The sequence below is a fragment of the uncultured Abyssibacter sp. genome (assembly GCF_964000955.1).
Taxonomy (GTDB): domain Bacteria; phylum Pseudomonadota; class Gammaproteobacteria; order Nevskiales; family OUC007; genus Abyssibacter.
Window position 1 is genome coordinate 1 of sequence record NZ_CAXFCL010000297.1, and the last position, 2,491, is coordinate 2,491.

General features: G+C 64.8%; 3 protein-coding genes. All 3 read right to left on the reverse strand.

Annotated features, from left to right (window positions below):
* Positions 1-798: radical SAM protein (locus tag ABNS06_RS14235; protein ID WP_348675258.1), on the reverse strand; the 798-nt coding region annotated here is incomplete at its 3' end.
* Positions 798-1,865, reverse strand: coding sequence for a methyltransferase domain-containing protein (locus ABNS06_RS14240; protein WP_348675259.1), 1,068 nt, complete (start codon positions 1,863-1,865; stop codon positions 798-800). The genes ABNS06_RS14235 and ABNS06_RS14240, both read right to left, overlap by 1 nt.
* A 138-nt stretch (positions 1,866-2,003) precedes the next feature.
* A partial coding sequence (locus ABNS06_RS14245) for a response regulator transcription factor (protein ID WP_348675260.1) occupies positions 2,004-2,491 on the reverse strand: 488 nt, incomplete at its 5' end.

Consider the following 2,491-nt stretch of genomic DNA (forward strand, 5'->3'; position numbering starts at 1 on the left):
ATGTGGCTTGCCCTTGCGGCGGATCACCATGCGCGAGGTCGCGCACATCATGTCGTTCGGGCTGACACCGAGGATGCCCCAGCAGGCCGTGGTGATCTCGGGGACCTCGGCCTGTTCATCCATCTCGGGAAAGAGGATGAGGTGATGCGGGTCGTCCGGATTGATCGCGATGGCTTCGTCGGCGAACAGACGACGGAAGCCTTCCCGCATGGCCGCATCGTCCTCACCCCACATCGTGCGTCCGGCGGCGGACAGGTTGAAGCCATGCCGCGAGAGCCATTTCATGCCCTTGAGCATGGGCGCCCAGCTGCGTGGGCCGCGCTCGGTCTCGTGTTGCTCGGGCGCGTAGTGATCGACGGAGACGCGGATTTCCAGGCGCTCGCCGTGGCGCTGATGCAAGGCGAGCAGTTGATCGGCGCATTTTTCCATCGGGCGCATGGCGTTCGTCAGCACCAGCACGCGGAAGCCACGGCCGAGCGCGTCGTCGAGCATGGTCATGAAGTCCGGGTTCATGAACGGTTCGCCGCCGGTGAAGCCGATCTCGTTCGTCTTCAGGGATTCGGCTTCGATTTCATCCAGATACTCGCAGACCTCGTTGGCGGTCAGGTACACCAGCCGGTCGTTGCTGGGCGTGGACTCGATGTAGCAATGCTCGCAGGCGAGGTTGCAGAGCGTGCCGGTGTTGAACCACAGCGTGTTCAGCGCGACCGGGTCCACCCAGGCGCGGGTTTCACCCTTGGCGGTGATCGCGGGGTCGCTGAACTTGGGGGGCGTGATCACCGCTTCGTCGCCCGCCATCAGCAACAGGCCCCGGTCGCGGCACCGGCCGCGTTCGTGGCATAGGGCACGTCCGTGCCACAGCCCTTGAAGATGCCGTAGTGCGTGGAGAAATCGCCGATGAACCGGAAGTGGTCGGCGAAGCGCGTGTCGGCCAGCATGCGCCAGGTGTTGCCGCAGACCGGAATGATCTTGCCGGTCGGGAAGTGATGATGATCGTCCAGGTCGAAGGCGGACGCGCAATGCTCGATGCTGCCCTGGTAGATCACCGCCTGACCGTAGTCCTCGCAGGCGGGTTCCAGCCCGTCGAGCTTGAACAGGCGATAGGTGACGGACCAGAAGCGGATGTCGCCCAGCTTGTCGCGCACCGATTCGTTGAGGATTTCCAGTGGTTCGGAATGCACCACGCGGGGATCACCGAATCCGCTCGCCTTGGCGAGGTTGTGAAAGTCGTTCCAGTAAAGCGCGCCGGAGAGGCACTCGCCATAGAGCTCCGCATCGTTGACCAGAGCGTCCGGGATGCGGCGGTCGGCGTAGATGTCGCTGAAGTACAGTTCGCCGCCGGGCTTGAGCACGCGATGCGCCTCGCGCAGCACCGCGCCCTTGTCGGTGGCCAGGTTGATCACGCAGTTGGAGATGATGATGTCGAAATCGGCATCGGCCAGCCCCACGGCATGCAGGTGTTCGATGTCGCCTTCCAGAAACGTGGTGTTTGGCTGCCCGTAACCCCATTGCTCGGCGTGGTAGCCCTCATGGGCGCGTGCCACGGCGAGCTGTTCGGGGGTCATGTCGATGCCCACGACCGAGCCGGACTCGCCAACCAGCTTCGATACCAAGTAGACATCGCGGCCGGAGCCCGATCCCAGGTCCAGCACGCGCATGCCGTGCAATTCGTCCGGAATCGCCAGCCCGCAGCCGTAGTACTTCATCAGCACTTCATCGTGGACACGGGCGAGCGCGTCGCGGACGTGCCGGGGATGGCTGACGGTGGTGCAGCAGGCATTGGTCTTCAGGTCATCGGATCCCTGCAGCACCTTGCCGTAGTAATCCTGGACGGATGCGCGTCGCGGGTCGACGGTGTCATCCATGCAACATCTCCAATTCGACGTGTTGTGGATCAGACCGGACCGGCGGGCTGCGTTTGTCGCAGCCGTTCGGTGCGGTCGATGAATTCGCTGCGGCGCCGGGCACCAGCGGGATTGGTTTCTTCGAGCCGGACCCCGCGATTAGATGATTCGCAGGTGAATGGCCCGGAGCACCGCCTGCGTCCGGTCACGCACCGCGAGCTTCTCAAGGATACCGGACACGTAGTTTTTCACCGTGCCTTCCGCCAGGAAGAGCATGCCGGCGATTTCCCGGTTGGCGTAGCCGCCGGCCATCAGGCGCAGGATGCTGCGTTCCCGGTCCGTGAGCTCCGGCGCCGGGTCGCCGGTGGGGGACGCCGCGAATCCGTCCGCATGCCGCACGGCCTGCAGCGCGGTCGGCGAATACGCGGTCTCGCCAGCGTGCACGGATTCGATCGCCGCCAGCAGTTCCTCCGGCGAGACGTCCTTGCGCAGGAAACCTCGGGCACCGGCCGCCACCGCCTGGTCGAACAGCGCGGGTTCCTCGAAGGTGGTGAGCATGATGACCGGAATCGGGTCGCCGCTCCGTCGCAGCTCCCGTAGCGTCTCGATGCCGTCCCGGCCGGGCATGCGGATGTCCATGACCAGCA

Bases quoted from the DNA above. Each gene is read 5' to 3' on its own strand.
- ABNS06_RS14240 (WP_348675259.1), bottom strand. From the start codon at position 1,865: ATGGATGACACCGTCGACCCGCGACGCGCATCCGTCCAGGATTACTAC.